This window comes from Stappia indica, from assembly GCF_009789575.1.
Taxonomy (GTDB): Bacteria; Pseudomonadota; Alphaproteobacteria; order Rhizobiales; family Stappiaceae; genus Stappia; species Stappia indica_A.
The window spans coordinates 2,806,485-2,822,463 of the sequence record NZ_CP046908.1 but is presented as its reverse complement, the minus strand read 5'-3'; the positions used below and the strand labels follow the sequence as shown (position 1 = coordinate 2,822,463).

The 15,979-nt window shown below is 66.2% G+C and carries 15 protein-coding genes; 8 read left to right on the top strand and 7 right to left on the bottom strand.

Features of this window, described 5'->3' with window-relative positions:
* Positions 1-132 precede the first annotated feature (132 nt).
* Together fabB and fabI are read left to right on the top strand one after the other, a co-directional pair.
* Entirely contained in the window at positions 133-1,350 is a 1,218-nt protein-coding gene (gene fabB / locus GH266_RS13295; protein WP_158194254.1) for a beta-ketoacyl-ACP synthase I, read from the top strand.
* Positions 1,351-1,435: 85 nt separating this feature from the next.
* Entirely contained in the window at positions 1,436-2,272 is an 837-nt protein-coding gene (gene fabI / locus GH266_RS13290; RefSeq protein WP_158194253.1) for an enoyl-ACP reductase FabI, read from the top strand.
* Between the two features lie 96 nt (positions 2,273-2,368).
* Here fabI and GH266_RS13285 read toward each other — a convergent pair whose 3' ends face one another.
* Positions 2,369-2,998 (bottom strand): SH3 domain-containing protein, encoded by a 630-nt coding sequence (locus GH266_RS13285; RefSeq protein ID WP_158194252.1) that lies wholly within the window; start codon positions 2,996-2,998, stop codon positions 2,369-2,371.
* A gap of 262 nt (positions 2,999-3,260) precedes the next feature.
* Here GH266_RS13285 and GH266_RS13280 point away from each other — a divergent pair, with 262 nt between their 5' ends.
* Positions 3,261-4,247: a 2-hydroxyacid dehydrogenase gene (locus GH266_RS13280; protein ID WP_158194251.1), complete on the top strand. Its 987-nt coding sequence runs from the start codon at positions 3,261-3,263 to the stop codon at positions 4,245-4,247.
* 45 nt (positions 4,248-4,292) lie between these two features.
* On the opposite strand, the gene dnaQ is transcribed toward GH266_RS13280, so the two are convergent.
* The 5 genes from dnaQ to GH266_RS13255 form a co-directional block, all read right to left on the bottom strand.
* Positions 4,293-4,997 (bottom strand): DNA polymerase III subunit epsilon, encoded by a 705-nt coding sequence (dnaQ, locus tag GH266_RS13275; RefSeq protein ID WP_158194250.1) that lies wholly within the window; start codon positions 4,995-4,997, stop codon positions 4,293-4,295.
* Positions 4,998-5,171: 174 nt separating this feature from the next.
* Positions 5,172-5,759 (bottom strand): dephospho-CoA kinase, encoded by a 588-nt coding sequence (gene coaE / locus GH266_RS13270; RefSeq protein WP_158194249.1) that lies wholly within the window; start codon positions 5,757-5,759, stop codon positions 5,172-5,174.
* Complete coding sequence (locus GH266_RS13265) at positions 5,756-6,595, bottom strand: shikimate dehydrogenase (protein WP_158194248.1); 840 nt, start codon at positions 6,593-6,595, stop codon at positions 5,756-5,758. The genes coaE and GH266_RS13265 overlap by 4 nt, the downstream gene beginning before the upstream one ends.
* Complete coding sequence (locus tag GH266_RS13260; RefSeq protein ID WP_158194247.1) at positions 6,592-7,188, bottom strand: Maf family protein; 597 nt, start codon at positions 7,186-7,188, stop codon at positions 6,592-6,594. The genes GH266_RS13265 and GH266_RS13260 overlap by 4 nt, the downstream gene beginning before the upstream one ends.
* A 40-nt stretch (positions 7,189-7,228) precedes the next feature.
* On the bottom strand, positions 7,229-8,104 hold the full coding sequence (locus tag GH266_RS13255) for a pyruvate, water dikinase regulatory protein (protein WP_158194246.1): 876 nt from the start codon (positions 8,102-8,104) through the stop codon (positions 7,229-7,231).
* Positions 8,105-8,535: 431 nt separating this feature from the next.
* Between GH266_RS13255 and hemE the strand changes: the two genes are divergently transcribed.
* The 4 genes from hemE to GH266_RS13235 all read left to right on the top strand — a co-directional run bounded on the left by hemE (position 8,536) and on the right by GH266_RS13235 (position 12,379).
* Entirely contained in the window at positions 8,536-9,561 is a 1,026-nt protein-coding gene (gene hemE, locus GH266_RS13250; protein WP_158194245.1) for a uroporphyrinogen decarboxylase, read from the top strand.
* 51 nt (positions 9,562-9,612) lie between these two features.
* Positions 9,613-10,038: a protoporphyrinogen oxidase HemJ gene (hemJ, locus tag GH266_RS13245; RefSeq protein WP_158194244.1), complete on the top strand. Its 426-nt coding sequence runs from the start codon at positions 9,613-9,615 to the stop codon at positions 10,036-10,038.
* A gap of 341 nt (positions 10,039-10,379) precedes the next feature.
* The gene (rho, locus tag GH266_RS13240; RefSeq protein WP_158194243.1) at positions 10,380-11,648 is read left to right on the top strand and encodes a transcription termination factor Rho; all 1,269 of its coding nucleotides are present in this window, start codon (positions 10,380-10,382) and stop codon (positions 11,646-11,648) included.
* A 134-nt stretch (positions 11,649-11,782) separates the two neighbouring features.
* The gene (locus GH266_RS13235; protein WP_158194242.1) at positions 11,783-12,379 is read left to right on the top strand and encodes a GNAT family N-acetyltransferase; all 597 of its coding nucleotides are present in this window, start codon (positions 11,783-11,785) and stop codon (positions 12,377-12,379) included.
* A 12-nt stretch (positions 12,380-12,391) separates the two neighbouring features.
* On the opposite strand, the gene GH266_RS13230 is transcribed toward GH266_RS13235, so the two are convergent.
* Positions 12,392-14,485: a thioredoxin domain-containing protein gene (locus tag GH266_RS13230; protein WP_158194241.1), complete on the bottom strand. Its 2,094-nt coding sequence runs from the start codon at positions 14,483-14,485 to the stop codon at positions 12,392-12,394.
* A gap of 112 nt (positions 14,486-14,597) precedes the next feature.
* Between GH266_RS13230 and mnmE the strand changes: the two genes are divergently transcribed.
* Entirely contained in the window at positions 14,598-15,971 is a 1,374-nt protein-coding gene (gene mnmE, locus GH266_RS13225) for a tRNA uridine-5-carboxymethylaminomethyl(34) synthesis GTPase MnmE (RefSeq protein WP_158194240.1), read from the top strand.
* Positions 15,972-15,979: the final 8 nt, after the last annotated feature.

Below are 15,979 nucleotides of genomic sequence, written 5' to 3'. Positions count from 1 at the left end.
CCGGACGGCACGACCGCGCAGCGATATCAGGCAGTGATGTCGCACGGACGGGATCGCGCCGTGGCTCGACGTTTCGATTGATACCGGACCGGCCCCTTGCGCCGGCTCCGAAAGACAGCATGGGAGACCGCGATGAGGCGGGTGGTGATAACCGGAATGGGCATCGTGTCGTCGCTGGGCGGCACCACCCAGGAAGTGACGGCGAGCCTGCGCGAGGGCAAGTCCGGCATCGTTCCGGCCGAGGACTATGCGCGGCTCGGATTCCGCTGCCAGGTCCACGGCGCCCCGACCGTCGATCCGTTCGAGGTGCTCGACCGCCGCACGACCCGCTTCATGGGACCGGGCGCGGCCTGGACCTACATGTCGATGCAGCAGGCGATCGCCGATGCCGGTCTCGAGGAGAGCGACATCAGCAACGAGCGCACCGGCATCGTCATGGGCTCGGGCGGCCCGTCGACGCGCACCATCGTCGAGGCGGCCGACATCACCCGCGACAAGGGCCCGCGCCGCATCGGACCGACCGCCGTTCCCAAGGCGATGAGCTCCACCACTTCGGCGACGCTGGCGACCCCGTTCAAGATCCACGGCGTCAACTATTCGATCTCCGCAGCCTGCGCGACCACCAACATCTGCATCGGCCATGCCGCCGAGCTGATCCAGTGGGGCAAGCAGGACGTCGTCTTCGCCGGCGGCGGCGAGGATCTCGACTGGACCATGTCGAACCTGTTCGACGCCATGGGCGCCATGTCGAGCAAGTACAACGACACCGCCTACAACGCGTCCCGTCCGTTCGACAAGAATCGCGACGGCTTCGTGATCGCCGGCGGCGGCGGCGTGCTGGTGCTCGAGGAGCTGGAGCACGCCAAGGCGCGCGGCGCGACCATCTATGCCGAGATCGTCGGCTATGGCGCGACCTCCGACGGCTACGACATGGTCGCCCCTTCCGGCGAGGGCGCTGCCCGTTGCATGAAGCTGGCCATGGCCAATGTCGGCGAGCCGATCGACTACATCAACCCGCACGCGACCTCGACGCCGGTCGGCGACGAGCGCGAGGTGGAGGCAATGCGCAGCGTGTTCGGCAAGGACCTGCCGCGGATCTCGGCCACCAAGGCGATCTCCGGCCACTCGCTGGGCGCGGCCGGCGTGCACGAGGCGATCTACTCGCTGCTGATGATGCAGCACGACTTCATCGCCCCCTCGGTCCATATCGAGGAGCTCGACCCGGTCTTCGCCGACGTGCCGATCGTGCGCGAGCGCATCGACAATGCCGGCCTGAACACCATCATGTCCAACGGCTTCGGCTTCGGCGGCACCAACGCCACGCTCGTCTTCCGCCGCTACAACGGCTGATCTTCACGCAAACCACATCCGGCCGGCAACGGCGGGACCGGGCGGAGCGGGCAAGGCCCCGCCCGCTTCTCTGAAGGAGTTGGGAATGAGCGGGCTTATGAAGGGCAAACGCGGTCTGGTCATGGGCGTCGCAAACGATCACTCCATCGCGTGGGGGATCGCCAAGGCGCTTGCGGCACAGGGGGCGGAGCTCGCCTTCACCTATCAGGGCGAGGCCTTCGGCCGCCGCGTGCGGCCGCTGGCCGACAGCGTGGGGGCCAATCTGCTGATCCCCTGCGACGTCGAGGACATCGCCACGGTCGACAAGGTGTTCGAGACGCTGAAGGCCGAGTGGGGCAGCATCGACTTTCTCGTCCATGCCATCGCCTTTTCCGACAAGTCGGAGCTGCGCGGCCGCTATGCCGACACGACGCGGGAGAACTTCACCCGCACGATGCTGATCTCGTGCTTCTCCTTCACCGAGATCGCCAAGCGGGCGGCCGAGCTGATGCCGAACGGCGGCTCGATCGTGACGCTGACCTATGGCGGCTCGACCAAGGTGATGCCGAACTACAACGTGATGGGCGTGGCCAAGGCGGCGCTGGAATCCTCCGTGCGCTACCTCGCCATGGATTACGGCCTGCAGAACGTCCGGGTGAACGCGATCTCTGCCGGCCCGGTGCGCACGCTGGCCGGATCGGGCGTCTCCGACGCGCGGGTGATGTTCAACTACCAGAAGCAGCACTCGCCGCTCGGTCGCACCGTGACCATCGACGAGGTCGGCGGCTCGGCGCTCTACCTCCTGTCGGACCTGTCGTCCGGCGTCACCGGCGAGGTGCATTTCGTCGACAGCGGCTACAACACCGTGTCGATGCCGCGGCTCGACGCGCTGAAGATGCAGGAAGCCGAAGCCCAGGTCGCACGCCAGATCGAGGAAGTCTGAGACGAGACTTTCGCATCAGGACGAAGAAAAACGGCGGCCACACCAAGGTGCGGCCGCCGTTTTCGTTTGTGTTTCAATGATTTGCAAGTGGTACGATCACTCGACCGTTTCGTCCGGATAGACGCCGAACAGCCGCGTCTGGTCGATCCAGCCGGCGAATTTCTCGCCGCTGATGCGGCACCAGCCCTGCCGACAGCTCCCCACATTGGCCAGCACGTTCGGGCCCAGCTCGGCGACGAGACGGGCGTCGGAGCGCGGCTCGGCGCGCAGCGGCGTGGTGCCGGACTGCTCCCAGGGGGTCACCAGCGCCGTACGGCGGCCGCTGAGCAGCGAATGGAACACCCAGCCCTCTTCGCCTTGCCAGTCGCGGATGCGGCGCCAGTTCTCGAATTCCTGGACGATCTCAACTGGCAGGCCGGCGCGGACATAGGTCCAGCCGATGCGGTGCTCCAGCGTCGGCCCGATGCGCACGTTGACGCGCTCGGACTTGAGGCTGACGAAGCGCGGCACGGGAAAGCCGCTCGGACCCTTTGTGGTGCTCTGGGCAAGGGCGGTGCCGGGCCCGGCGAAGATCTGCAGCAGCAGCAGCAGGCAGAGGCCGGCGGCGGCCAGCGCTCGGGCAAGGGGCCTTCGGATGCGGGTCGGCGCAGGGCGCGCACGCGACCGGCCGGCGTCGTCCGCCCGCTGCCTGTCGTGATCGCTGCACCGCCTCGCCAATCCACGCATGGGGTCCCTGTCCTTTCCCTCGAAATCCGTATCGCCGCTGCCTGTCCGACGGGTTCAGCGAAAGACCGAGAATCGCACATTTTCAAGGCAGGCCCGCCTTGAGCCCGCCATCCGGCGCTATCGCACGTTCCGATCCCTTGTTTTGACCGGACCATCTGGTAATGAGAACTGAAGCGTCGGCCCGGCCGCTGCGGCGACGACGACGCAATTTCGGACAGGTAGGGTTAAGGAGCCCTCAACAGAGCGCGAAAAGGCGAGGAGCATGCCCAGGAAGAAGCCACTGGTCGTCGTGACACGCAAACTGCCCGACGTCGTCGAGACGCGGATGCGCGAGCTGTTCGAGACGCGCCTCAACGAGGCCGACAGGCCGCTGAGCCAGGCCGAGCTGGTGGAGGCGGTGAAGACCGCCGACGTGGTGGTGCCGACGGTCACCGACCGGATCGACTCCGCCGTGCTGTCGCAGGCCGGACCCAATCTCAAGCTGATCGCCAATTTCGGCAATGGCGTCGACAATATCGACGTGATCACCGCCAACAATCGCGGCATCACGGTCACCAACACCCCCGGCGTGCTGACCGAGGATACGGCCGACATGACCATGGCGCTGATCCTCGGCGTGCCGCGCCGCATCGCCGAAGGCATCAAGGTGCTGGAGCATGGCGAGTGGACGGGCTGGTCGCCGACCTGGATGCTCGGCCGGCGGATCTGGGGCAAACGGCTCGGCATCATCGGCATGGGCCGCATCGGCCAGGCGGTGGCGCGCCGCGCCAAGGCCTTCGGCATGTCGATCCACTACCACAACCGCCGGAGGGTGTCCGAGGCGGTGGAGGAGTCGCTCGAGGCGACCTACTGGGAAAGCCTCGACCAGATGCTGGCGCGCATGGACGTCGTGTCCATCCACTGCCCGCACACCCCGGCGACCTATCACTTGCTGTCGGCCCGCAGGCTCAAGCTGATGAAGCCCGAGGCCTATATCGTCAACACCGCGCGCGGCGAGGTGATCGACGAGGCGGCGCTGATCCGTCAGCTCGATGCCGGCCAGCTCGCCGGCGCCGGTCTCGACGTATTCGAGCACGAGCCGGCGGTCAACCCGAAGCTGGTCGCCTCCACCAAGGTGGTGCTGCTGCCGCATATGGGATCGGCCACGGTCGAGGGCCGCATCGACATGGGCGAGAAGGTCATCATCAACATCAAGACCTTCATGGACGGCCACCGTCCGCCGGATCGCGTCCTGCCCTCGATGCTGTAAGGAAGAAGAACGGGGATCCTTCCCCGCTCTCATTTTCCCAGCTGATCAGGCCTCGCCCGGCTCGTAACGCTTCCACAGGGCCTTGTCGCCCATGCCGGAGACGAACGCGGCATGGGCCTCGATCTCGGCGGCGCTCAGGCGCGGGGGCAGCGGCACGGGCCGCGGCTGGGCGCGGCTGCGCTGCTGCACGACCTCGACAGTCGTCGTCTCTTCCTCGGCGCTGAAGGCAAGGCCGGCCTGCTTGCCGCCGATCAGCTCGATATAGACCTCTGCCAGGATCTCGGAATCGAGCAGCGCGCCGTGCTTGGTGCGGCGCGAATTGTCGATGCCGTAGCGCGAGCACAGCGCGTCCAGCGAGGCGGGCGAGCCGGGATGCTTGCGCCGGGCGATGGCCAGCGTGTCGAGCACCTGGGCGGGCGGGATCGGCCCCAGGCCGACGCGCGCGAGCTCCATGTTGATGAAGCCCATGTCGAACGAGGCGTTGTGGATCACCAGCACCGCATCGCCGACGAACTCCAGGAACTCCTGCGCCACTTCGGCGAATTTCGGCTTGTCGGCCAGAAACTCGCTCGACAGGCCGTGCACGTTGAACGCCTCGATCGGCACATCGCGCTCGGGGTTGATGTAGACGTGATAGGTGCGGCCCGTCGGCACGTGGTTGATCAGCTCGACGCCGCCGATTTCCACCAGCCGGTCGCCGTTCCTGGGATCAAGGCCCGTGGTTTCCGTGTCGAAGGCGATTTCCCGCAAGGTCGAGGTCCCCGTGTCATGCCCGGCCGGCGATGCGCCGGCCGGTTTCAGTGTCTCAGATCGGCCCCGGCAGCGACAGCAAGGCACAGCGCCCCATGCTCCTTGCCACCGGTTTTCCCCAGCTGATCCTCATGTTGCGAGCCGGTTGTGCGCAGGATATCCGCGTGCTTTTCCTCAGGCGAGGGAGGCGACGGCCCGCAGGATTGCGCCGACCGCGCGGCGCGCGGGCTCGACCCCCTGACCCGTATCGACGAGGAAATGCGCCCGGCGACGCTTTTCCGCATCCGGCATCTGCTTGGCGAGGATGCCCTCGAACCGCGCTTCGCTCATGCCGGGGCGGGCGAGCACCCGCTCGCGCTGGACATCCGGCGATGCGGTGACCACGACAGCGGCACGCACGCGGCGCTCGCCGCCCGTCTCGAACAGGAGCGGGATGTCGAGCACGGCAACGCGGGCGCCCCGGCGCGCGGCATCCTGAAGAAAGGCGTTCTCCGCCTCGCGCACCAGGGGATGGACGATGGCCTCCAGCCGTTTCATCTCCCCGGGCTTGCCGATGACCTGCTCGCCGAGCCGGGTGCGGTCGACCGTGCCGTCCACGACGGTGCCGGGAAAGCCGGCCTCGATCAGCGGCGCCGCCTTGCCGGAATAGAGCCGGTGCACGGCAGCATCGGCGTCATAGACCGCCGCACCGGCCTCGGCGAACATGCGCGCCGTGGTGCTCTTGCCCATGCCGATGGAGCCGGTGAGGCCGAGAACGATCACGCGGCCACCTCGAGATCGGCCAGAAGCAGGGCGCGCAGCTCCGCGGTGACCTGCGGACGGACGCCGAACCAGCGCTCGAAGGAGGGCACCGCCTGGTGCAGCAGCATGCCGAGCCCGTCGACCACCGGGTTGCCCCTCGCGCGCGCTGCGGCCAGCAGCGGCGTTTCCAGCGGCGCATAGACCGCATCGGTCACCAGCGCCGACACAGGGAGCGGGGAGAGGTCGATCTCCAGCGGCGGCTGGCCCTGCATGCCGAGCGAGGTCGTGTTGACGAGCAGCCCGGCACTCCCCAGAAGACTGGTGAGTTCTCCCCAGTCGGCAGCCTTCGAGTCGGACCCGAAACGGGCGCAGAGTTCTTCGGCTTTCGACCTTGTGCGATTGACGATTGTCACGGTTTTCACACCGCGCGACAGCAGCGCCCAGACGATGGCGCGAGCCGCCCCGCCGGCGCCCAGGACCACCGCCTCGCGCAGATCCTCGTCCCAGCCCGGCGCCATCTGGTCGAGATTGCCGAGAAAGCCGAGGCCATCGGTATTGGCGCCGTGCACGCGGCCGTCGGCTTCCACCCACAACAGGTTGACCGCGCCCATGGCGCGCGCGGCCTCGTCGAGCGTGGCACAGACCGCGGCCGCCGCTTCCTTGTTGGGAACCGTGACGTTGCAGCCGACAAGCCCCTGGTCGCCCAAAGACTCGTAGAAGCAATGAGCCTCTTCCGGCGCGACGGCGATGCGCTCGTAGGTGCCGTCGATGCCGTGAAGGGCGAGCCAGTGATTGTGGATCAGCGGCGAACGGGAATGGCTGACGGGATAGCCGGTGATGGCGGCACGCCGCGTCATCTCTCGATTGCCCCCATCTCGCGCAGCTGCTTCAGCAGCGGCAGCAGCGGCAGGCCGAGCACAGTGAAATAGTCGCCCTCGATGGCCTCGAAAAGCTGCACGCCGCGCCCCTCGAGCTGATAGGCGCCGACGCTGGACAGCACGACATCGCCGGCGGCGGCGAGATAGCGGCCGACGAATTCCGGGCCGAAGGGCCACATCTTCATATGCACCGTCGCGGTGCCGCACCATACGGTCTCGCCGTCGCGGGCGATTGCGGCCGAGGAATGCAGCTGGTGGCGCTTGCCGGACATGGCGAGAAGCTGGCGGCGGGCCGCCTCCATATCCTCCGGCTTGGTCAGGCGGCGGCCGTCGAACTCCAGCACCTGGTCGGCGCCGATGACGAGGGCGCCGGGATTGCGGGCGCTGGTTTCCTGGGCCTTGGCTTCGGCAAGAACGCGGGCGATGTCCTCGGGAGGAAAGCCCGCCTCCAGCAGCGGCGCCTCGACGGCGCGCTCGTCCACCTGCGCCGGGTCGACCCGGAACGTGAGGCCGGCATTGGCGAGCAGCTCGGCCCTGATCCGGCTGCCGCTGGCGAGAATGATGTCGGTCATGAACCCATCCGCAAGCTGTTGAAGGCCGCTTCAGGCGATATCAGGCCACGCCGCCGTTTGCCAGAGCGCTCTTGTGGGTCCGGTACAAGGCCATGATTTCCGCCGCGGTTTCCTCGATGGACCGGCGGGTGACGTCGATCAGCGGCCAGCCGTGCTCGGCGCAGATCTTGCGCGTCACCGCGATTTCGCGGGCGATCACCCGGCGGTCGACATAGGTCTCGTTCTCGAACCCGCCCGCATTGAGCGTCAGGATGCGGTTCTGCCGCACCTGCTGGATGCGCTCCACCGAGGCGACGACGGCCACCACCATCGCCCGGCGCAGCTCGCCGAGCTGGCGGGGCAGGGGAATGTCCGGAACGATGGGAATGTTCGCCGCCTTGATGCCGCGATTGGCCAGATAGATGCAGGTCGGCGTCTTGGACGTGCGGCTGACGCCCAGAAGCACCACATCCGCCTCGTCGAGATTGTCCGGGATCTGCCCGTCGTCATGCAGCATGGTGAAATTGAGCGCCTCGATGCGATGGAAATAGTCGGCATCGAGCGCATGCTGGCCGCCGATGCGGCCCGTCAGGCGGACATTGAGATAGGACTGGAAGACGGCGAAGACCGGCGAAAGGATGTTGACGCAGGGAACGCCGGCAGCCCGGGCAGCCTGCTCCAGCCGGTCGGCCAGCTCCGGATCGACGAGCGTATAGAGAACGATGCCGGGAGCGTGCTCGATCTCGTCGAGCGCATGGTCGAGCTGCCGCGTCGAGCGCACCAGCGGATAGACGTGCTCGATCGCCTGAACGTCCTCGTACTGGGCGGTCGCGGCGCGCGCCACGGTCATCAAAGTTTCGCCGGTGGAGTCCGAAACCATGTGCAGGTGGAAGAAGTTACGAGTCTTTCCCAAGCTGTTATCCCCTGCAGGCGGCATTTGCGCTGGTTAGTGTGGTCAAACCGGCCCTTTCGAGGCCACGTCCGCAAAACCATGCCCGAAGCGAAAAAACAATCAACACTGCACAGGCGAGCAGGAGCCGGAGACGGAAGGATCGCCGATTGCGGGGAAAACCGAAGTGTTCTTCCGCCGTCCCCAGCTTGTTCGACGCTGCCTTAAAGGTTAACAGATGGTTAACAAAACTCCAGCTGCCTGTTTTTTATCGGAAATTCGGGTTATCACCACGATGGGTAAAAGGGCTTATGCCCGAAACCCCTCGACAGGCGGTGAGCGAACAGGTCATGTGGAGCCGTGTCGACAACCGATAATCCCGGTTGTCCAGTGCCAAACAAAAACAACAGAATCCTATTTCAAGGATTCTTTTCTTTTTTAAAGGGGGTCTCGTGTCTCAGACGGCGTCGCGACGGATCATGCAGGTGCTGGCCGGCGAAAGGCTCTGGCCGCCCCCGGTCTGGATGATGAGACAGGCCGGACGGTATCTCCCCGAGTACCGTGCCACCCGTTCAAAAAGAGTTAACTTTCTTGAATTTTGTTACGACATAGAGCTTGCAACCGAAGTCACTTTGCAGCCCATCCGGCGCTACGGCTTCGACGCGGCGATTCTCTTCTCGGATATCTTCGTGGTTCCCGATGCGCTCGGATATCCCGTTCGCTTCGAGGAAGGGCGCGGACCGGTGCTGGAACCGCTCAGCGACCGGCTCGTCGGCAAGCTCGACCAGAAACGGGCGGTCGGCCATCTCGATCCCGTCATCGAGATCGTCTCGCGGTTGCGCCGGGAACTCCCGGAAGAGGTGACGCTGCTGGGCTTCTGCGGAGCCCCGTGGACGGTCGCCTGCTATTCCGTGGCCGGGCACACCACCCAGGAGCAGACCGCCGCCAGGATCGGCGCCTATCGCGATCCGGAGCTGATGCAGGCCTTCATCGACCAGCTGGTCACGGCCTCCATCGATTATCTGGTGCGGCAGCTGAAGGCCGGCGCCGATGCGGTGCAGATCTTCGACACCTGGGCCGGCGTTCTCGACGATGCCGGTTTCCGCCGCTGGTCGATCGCCCCGACGCGGGCGATCGTCGAGGGCGTGCGTGCAGCCGTGCCGGGCGCGAAGATCATCGGGTTCCCCAAGGCATCGGCCGCGCGGCTCGCCGATTACATCGCCGGGACCGGCGTCGATGCGGTCGGCCTCGACTGGACCGTGCCGGGCGCGCTTGCCCGCGAGGTGCAGAAGCTGGTTCCCGTGCAGGGCAATCTCGACCCGATGCGGCTGGTTGCCGGCGGGCAGGCGCTGGACGAGGGTGTCGACCAGGTGCTTGCGACACTTGGACAGGGTCCGCTGATCTTCAATCTGGGGCATGGAGTGACACCGGATGCGGATCCGGAGAACGTGGCGCGGATGATCGAACGTGTGCGCCGGGCCCCGGACCCGTTTGAGGCGTCCTGACGTCTGCCACGGCCTGTCCGTGGCAGTGTTCCCCCTGGAAACGGATGATCCATGCTCTATCTATGGCTGAAGGTTCTGCACATCATCTCGGTCATCGCCTGGATGGCCGCGATGTTCTACCTGCCGCGGCTTTTCGTCTATCACGCGGAAGCGGGACCGGGGACGCCGCAGAGCGAGACCTTCAAGGTCATGGAGCGGCGCCTGCTCAAGGCGATCATGACGCCGGCGATGATCTCGTCCTGGATCTTCGGCCTGTGGGTCGCCTATGAGGGCGGGTTCTTCTCGTCCGGATGGCTGCATGCCAAGCTGACGCTGGTTCTCGTGATGAGCGGTTTGCACGGTTACCTTGCGCGCTGCGTGCGCCAATTTGCCGCGGATGCCAACACGCACAGCTCTCGCCACTATCGCATCGTCAACGAAGTGCCGACCGTACTTATGGTTCTGATCGTGATTCTGGTGGTGATCAAGCCGTTTTGAGCGGTTAACCTGTCATAACCCTGCGTCGGGCGGAGACGGATAGTCTTGCGCCCGACGTGACAATAGTGCGAGCACTCGACGAATGGTGCTTGCCCTGCCGAATTTAAAAATGTAGATTCCCTCAACCTCACATCCTGCGGGCATGGTGTTGGCGAAGTTCCGGAGCGGCGGTCTTGACCCGCGCAGGCAACCGGAGCCGTAGAAGCACCAGGTCGGAACGACAGCTCCGATTGTCGACCCGCAGCCATTCCCTTTTCCTGATGATCCGGTCTGCCCATATGCGGCGCGGGATCACTCGCATCTCCTCCTCCACCCCTCTAGCAGAAGACCATCCATTGCCCATGCGGGAAATGAAACTCTCAGATCTGAAGATCAAGACGCCGACCGAACTCCTCGCTTTTGCGGAGGAGCATGAGGTCGAGAACGCCAGCACCATGCGCAAGCAGGAGCTGATGTTCGCCATCCTCAAGCAACTGGCTGCCCAGGACGTCGACATTATCGGCGAGGGCGTCGTCGAAGTGTTGCAGGACGGTTTCGGTTTTCTGCGTTCGCCGGACGCGAACTATCTGCCGGGCCCGGACGACATCTACATCTCGCCGTCGCAGATCCGCCGCTTCTCGCTGCGAACCGGCGACACGGTCGAAGGCGAGATCCGCAGTCCCAAGGAAGGCGAGCGCTATTTCGCGCTGCTCAAGGTCAACAAGATCAACTTCGAAGACCCGGAGAAGGCGCGCCACAAGGTCCACTTCGACAACCTGACCCCGCTCTATCCGGATGAGCGGCTGAAGATGGAAGTCGAGACCCCGGCCGGCAGCAAGGATCTGTCGTCGCGGGTCATCGACCTGGTCGCCCCGCTCGGCAAGGGCCAACGCGGCCTGATCACCGCGCCGCCGCGGACCGGCAAGACGGTGTTCCTGCAGAACATCGCCAAGTCCATCACCACCAACCATCCCGAATGCTACCTGATCGTGCTGCTCATCGACGAGCGGCCGGAGGAAGTCACGGACATGCAGCGCACGGTGAACGGCGAAGTGGTGTCCTCCACCTTCGACGAACCGGCAGTGCGTCACGTGCAGGTGGCGGAGATGGTCATCGAGAAGGCCAAGCGTCTCGTCGAGCATGGCCGCGACGTGGTCATCCTGCTGGACTCGATCACCCGCCTCGGCCGCGCCTACAACACCGTCGTCCCGTCCTCGGGCAAGGTGCTGACCGGCGGTGTCGACGCCAACGCCCTGCAGCGGCCGAAGCGCTTCTTCGGTGCGGCCCGTAACATCGAGGAGGGCGGCTCGCTGACGATCATCGCTACCGCCCTGATCGATACCGGTAGCCGCATGGACGAGGTCATCTTCGAAGAGTTCAAGGGCACCGGCAACTCCGAGATCATCCTGGACCGGAAGATCTCCGACAAGCGCGTGTTCCCGGCCATCGACATCCAGCGCTCCGGCACCCGCAAGGAAGAGCTGCTGGTCGAGCCGGTGAACCTGAAGAAGATGTTCGTCCTGCGCCGCATCCTCAACCCGATGGGGACGGTCGACGCTATCGAGTTCCTGCTCGACAAGCTGCGCCAGACCAAGTCGAACGACGACTTCTTCGACAGCATGAACACCTGACGGACGGGCGCGGGGACCTCGCGCCTTTCCATGGGATTCACGTGAAACACCCGCGAGCGGCGACAGCTCTCGCGGGTGTTGCTTTTTGAGGTGCAGATGTTTCACGTGAATCAGGTCGATTCGGAGGTGCAACGATGACGGACCAGCTGGAAGATCCGAGCGAGGTCGCCCCGGTGATCGAGACGGACCGCCTGCTGCTGAGACCCTGGGCGGATGAAGACCGCGAGGCTTTCGCCGCGCTCAATGCCGATCCGGAGGTGATGCGCTATTTTCCGTCCACTCTCGACCGGGCGGAAAGCGATGCCTTGCTGGATACAGCGCGCCAGCGAAGCCGTGAGGACGGAATCTGTTTCCAGCCGGTGGTGGTGAAGGAAAGCGGGTCGTTCATCGGCTTCGTCGGCCTCAACCGGCCGCGCCACGCGCTGCCTTTTGCGCCTTGCGTCGAGATTGGCTGGCGACTGGCCCGGTCGGCCTGGGGCCATGGCTATGCCAGCGAGGCTGCGCGGGCGTGGCTTCGATTCGGATTCGAAACCCTCAACCTCGGCGAGATCGTCTCCTTTACCACGGTAACGAACACGCCCTCGCGGCGGGTGATGGAGCGTCTCGGCATGCAGCGGGACCAGGAGGGCGACTTCGACCATCCCGCACTCGACCCGGGGCACCCGCTCGTTCGTCATGTCCTCTACAGGCTTCGGGTCTCGAGCTGGCGTGAGCGTCAGGCGGGAAGTTGATCGGCATCGGCGCTAGATCGCGCCGGTGCCACGCCCCATGAGCTGCAGTAGGGCTGCCTCCAAGTCTGCCGCATCGGTGACGGGCGCACTGCAGGCGCCGTGGCGGCAGAGATAGAGGGTCGGCCTGCCGTCCCTGGCGGTCTTGCCATGCATCGGATGGCCTGAGGGGAAGGCATGCCCGGCCGGGACTTCAAGCCGGATGACAGCGGGGTCGGCGAGGCTCGCCACCGCGCGGCGCAAGGCCATCGCGCCATCCGATGCGTCGCCCTCGATCGGCACCACCAGAACCGCCAGCAAGGCGTTGACGCTCGTATCCATGGCGCTGAGCAGGCTGGCCGTGCCGAAGACATTGCCTGCGATCTCCGATCCGAACCGGGCGAGAATAGCGTCGGACCGGGCCTGCGCCGTCTCGTCCCCGGTCAGATGCCAGAGCCGATGCAGCGCTTCCGCAGCAACGCCGTTGGCGTTCGGCACGGCCTCGTCCATCGGAGAGAGGGGACGCAGGATGACGTCGCCGGCATCCACGGACGACAGGTGATAGCCGCCACCTTCTGCGGCAAAGTCCCGATCCAGCTGCGCGGCCAGGTCCCTTGCGTCGGCGAGAAACCGATTCGCCTCCGATATGGCAGGAGAGGTTTCGGCAAGCGTGATCGCGGCCTTCATCATTGCGGCGAGATCGCTGGCAAAGCCGGGACGGGTCGACCGGCCGGCGCGCCAGGCATGAGCCATGCGGCCGGTTTCGTCGCGCATCTCGTCCATGACGAAGCGATAGGCGCCAAGGGCGAGCCGCCGCCACGATTCACGTGAAACACCCGCGATGCGGAAGATGTACTCGGCCTCGGCAAGGGCGCCGATCATCAGCCCGTTCCAGTCCGCCAGCACCTTGTCGTCGCGCCCCGGACGAACCCGTGCCTCGCGTGCGGCGAGGAGGGCACGGCGGGTACCGGTGAAGCGGGCAAGCGCATCGCCGACATCGTCCTCCGGCGGTGCCAGCCGGTTGGGGATGTTGGAGCCCTCGAAGTTGCCCGGGACGGTGATGTCGTAGGCCTCGCAGAAGAGCAGGCACTCTTCCGTCTCGCCGAGAACCGCCGCCACCTCGTCCGGCGTCCAGACGTAGAAGCGGCCTTCCTCTCCCTCGCTGTCGGCATCGAGGCTGGCGGCGAAGGCGGGGCCGTTCATCATCTCGCGCTGCAGCCATCCCGCCGTCTCGTCGAGTCGGGTCCGGAACAGTTCGGCGACGCCCGGTGCCAGGCCGGGGAGGGCGAGCGCCCGGGCCAGATGGGAGATGTATTGCGCATTGTCGTAGAGCATCTTCTCGAAATGCGGCACGAGCCAGCGCTCGTCGACGGAGTAGCGGGCAAGGCCGCCGCCGATATGGTCGTAGATGCCGCCATTGCTCATGCGCTCAAGGGTGAGGAGACAGGTGCGCAGGGTCTCGGCGTCGCCGGTGCGCAGGCCGGTGCGCCAGACGAGTTCGCTGACGCAGGCCTGCGGGAACTTCGGGGCGCCGCGGATGCCGCCATGGACCTTGTCGTAGAGACCGGCAAGTCGCTTGCCAGCCGTGGCGGGCAGGTCCGCCGGCATGTGGCCGCTCGGCCCGGCAGGGGCCTTGCTCAGGTGATCCATCAGGGCCTTGCGGTTGGTATCGATTCGCCCCCGGTCCGTTCGATAGGTGCCGGCCACGGCTTCCAGGACATCGACGAAACCGGGCCGGCCCCAGCGCGCGGTCTTGGGGAAATAGGTTCCGCCCCAGAAAGGCTCGGCCTCGCTGGTCAGGAACATGGTGAGCGGCCAGCCGCCCTGCTCGCCGAGGGCATGCAGCGCGTTCATGTAGATCTGGTCGATGTCGGGCCGTTCCTCCCGGTCGACCTTGATGTTGACGAAGAGGCGGTTCATCACCTCCGCGACGCCGGGATCCTCGAAGCTCTCATGCGCCATGACGTGGCACCAGTGGCAGGCGGCATATCCGACGGAGAGCAGGATCGGCTTGTCGGCGGCGCGGGCTTCAGCCAGCGCTTCCGGTCCCCAAGGCCGCCAGGCGACGGGATTGTCCTTGTGCTGGAGCAGATAGGGGCTGGTGGCGTTGGCCAGACGGTTGTCGGTCATGGGCCTCTCCGATATCAGGGCATGAGCGTGATGCGTCGCAGGTCCGACGCCGCACGCCATCTCGTTGTCAGGAAAGCTAGGTCAGTCGATGCCGGGAGCCAAGGGAAAGCCGATGGATGAGGCAGGGATTCGAACCCTCGCGGCAGAGGGGGACGGGCGCGATACGATCTTCGCCCTGTCGAGCGGACCGGTGCCGGCCGGTGTCGCGGTGATCCGCCTGTCCGGCCCGCGCACACGATTCGTCCTCGAAACGATCTGCGGCAGCTGTCCCGCGCCGCGCCGCGCATCCCTTCGGGATCTTCGGCGGCCGGCGGATGGCGCGGTGATCGACCGGGCCCTGGTGCTGTGGTTTCCGGGGCCGGCGAGCTTCACCGGCGAGGATGTCGCCGAACTCCATTGCCATGGCGGGCGGGCGGTGGTCGCCGCGGTGCTGGAGATGCTCGGCCTGTTGCCCGGGTGCCGGATGGCCGAGCAGGGCGAATTCACCCGCCGGGCCTTCGACAACGACCGGATGGATCTGCTGGAGGTGGAAGGGCTTGCCGACCTGATCGCGGCCGAGACGGAGGCGCAGCGGCGACTGGCGATGAGCCAGGCCGGCGGCGCCCTGGCGGCGGTCTATGACGGATGGCGCGGACGGCTGACCCGCGCGCGGGCACTCGTAGAGGCGGAGTTCGATTTCGCCGACGAGGAGGATGTGCCGGACGATGTCTCGGCGGTGGTGTGGGAGGAAGTCGCGCGGCTGCGCGGCGAGATAGCTGCCCATCTGGAGCGGTCGCAGCGGGCGGAGCGGCTGCGCAGCGGCGTACAGGTGGTGCTGCTCGGTGCGCCCAATGCCGGCAAGTCGAGCCTACTGAATGCGCTGGCGCGGCGCGATGTCGCCATCGTTACCGAGGAGGCGGGGACCACGCGGGACGTGATCGAGGTGCATATGGACCTCGACGGCTATCCGGTGACGCTGGTCGATACGGCGGGCCTGCGCGAGGAGGCAGGCTTGGTCGAGCGCGAGGGCATTCGCCGGGCGCTGGCGCGGGCCGGCGATGCCGACCTGGTGTTGTGGCTGGTCGCGCCCGAGGGGGAACCGGACGCGGAGCCGGCGGCCCCGCCGCAGACCGCACCGGCCCTGTGGCGGATCGAGACCAAGGCCGATAGGGGAGAGCGCTGGCCGGCCGACGAGACCGGTGAGCGGAGCTTCCGCCTGTCGGTGCGCAGCGGCGAGGGCGTGGAAGACCTGTTGGCCGCGCTGGCCGGTTTTGCCGCGGCACATGTCGGCGGACTGGACGAACCGCTGGCGGCGCGGGAGCGGCACCGGCGGTATCTGGAGGCCTGCCTTGCGGCTCTGGGCGATGCGCTGATGGAGCGGCGGTCGCTGGAAATCCGCTCCGAAGACCTGCGCCGGGCAGGGGAGTCGCTGGGCCGGATTGCCGGGCGTGTTGGTGTCGAGGACCTGCTGGACGTGATTTTCCGCGAATTTTGTATCGGGAAGTAAACGAGCGT

Coding starts and splice junctions, on each gene's coding strand:
- fabB (WP_158194254.1), top strand. CDS start 133: ATGAGGCGGGTGGTGATAACCGGAATGGGCATCGTGTCGTCGCTGGGC.
- GH266_RS13260 (WP_158194247.1), bottom strand. CDS start 7,188: ATGACCGACATCATTCTCGCCAGCGGCAGCCGGATCAGGGCCGAGCTG.
- GH266_RS13235 (WP_158194242.1), top strand. CDS start 11,783: ATGACGGACCAGCTGGAAGATCCGAGCGAGGTCGCCCCGGTGATCGAG.
- GH266_RS13230 (WP_158194241.1), bottom strand. CDS start 14,485: ATGACCGACAACCGTCTGGCCAACGCCACCAGCCCCTATCTGCTCCAG.
- GH266_RS13280 (WP_158194251.1), top strand. CDS start 3,261: ATGCCCAGGAAGAAGCCACTGGTCGTCGTGACACGCAAACTGCCCGAC.
- GH266_RS13285 (WP_158194252.1), bottom strand. CDS start 2,998: ATGCGTGGATTGGCGAGGCGGTGCAGCGATCACGACAGGCAGCGGGCG.
- GH266_RS13255 (WP_158194246.1), bottom strand. CDS start 8,104: ATGCCGCCTGCAGGGGATAACAGCTTGGGAAAGACTCGTAACTTCTTC.
- hemJ (WP_158194244.1), top strand. CDS start 9,613: ATGCTCTATCTATGGCTGAAGGTTCTGCACATCATCTCGGTCATCGCC.
- GH266_RS13265 (WP_158194248.1), bottom strand. CDS start 6,595: ATGACGCGGCGTGCCGCCATCACCGGCTATCCCGTCAGCCATTCCCGT.
- hemE (WP_158194245.1), top strand. CDS start 8,536: ATGCAGGTGCTGGCCGGCGAAAGGCTCTGGCCGCCCCCGGTCTGGATG.
- mnmE (WP_158194240.1), top strand. CDS start 14,598: ATGGATGAGGCAGGGATTCGAACCCTCGCGGCAGAGGGGGACGGGCGC.
- rho (WP_158194243.1), top strand. CDS start 10,380: ATGCGGGAAATGAAACTCTCAGATCTGAAGATCAAGACGCCGACCGAA.
- fabI (WP_158194253.1), top strand. CDS start 1,436: ATGAGCGGGCTTATGAAGGGCAAACGCGGTCTGGTCATGGGCGTCGCA.